The following is a 730-nucleotide window of genomic DNA, read 5'->3' as shown; positions in this document are numbered from 1 at the left end:
ATATGGATGCATCGTCCCGGATGATCCAAGAGTTGCGTAGACTGCTTGAGATTTTCCAACCACCGGACGCTTTCCTTTTTCTCGATGGGAATCCGGGTCGGATTGATCTTCTTTTTAAGCGCTGCTGTCCCCTTGAATTTCTTCCGGGTCCAGAACTTGACGGCCGCCAACCCCAGCGGCACACCTTCGATTGTAACCGCGAGGCTCGAATGCATCAGGATGCCGCAAACCGTGTGCGATCTGAGGCGACCCGCCTTATCCCGTCCACTGTTTATGCTCTTGGTGATGCCGATCGCTTCTGACTTCTCGCGTTGATAGCTAAATTCGGTCGTGTCGTGCAGCACAAGAACGAGACCTTCAGTGGCGGCGGCACGATCACGTGTCGATTGGAAATGGCCGGCCAGAATGTCCGCTTCGCTGACCCGGTCATTAGAGAAGAAGCGGTAGGCTGCCTTGGTATTCGCCCAATCCTGGCAGACGAGCGGAATGCTTTGTCCCATGGCGCTTCCAATCTGAGTGAGCAGTTTGCGGAATCTGTCGCCGAGCCGCGCGTCCCTAAACTCGCACCCGCTACTCTCTCGATCAATCCAACATTCACCCTCCCAGGATCGCAAACAGCCTTTTGCCGATCGATCCCTTAATGTCAGCCCCATAGAGCACCCCCTCGCGAATCAGGTGCTCAGCAAGGAATCACAAGCGATTCTTTCGACTCAAGATTTCGCCGATCAGC

Annotated in this window: 1 protein-coding gene; it reads right to left on the bottom strand. The window is 54.9% G+C overall.

From position 1 onward, the window contains the following. Positions 1-653 (bottom strand): transposase DNA-binding-containing protein (locus tag IVA87_RS26450; protein WP_276576815.1); only part of this gene is annotated, 653 nt, incomplete at its 3' end. Between the last annotated feature and the right edge of the window lie 77 nt (positions 654-730).

Source organism: Bradyrhizobium sp. 147 (assembly GCF_023073935.1).
In the GTDB taxonomy this organism is placed as follows: domain Bacteria; phylum Pseudomonadota; class Alphaproteobacteria; order Rhizobiales; family Xanthobacteraceae; genus Bradyrhizobium.
This window is presented reverse-complemented; position numbering and strand designations above follow the sequence as displayed.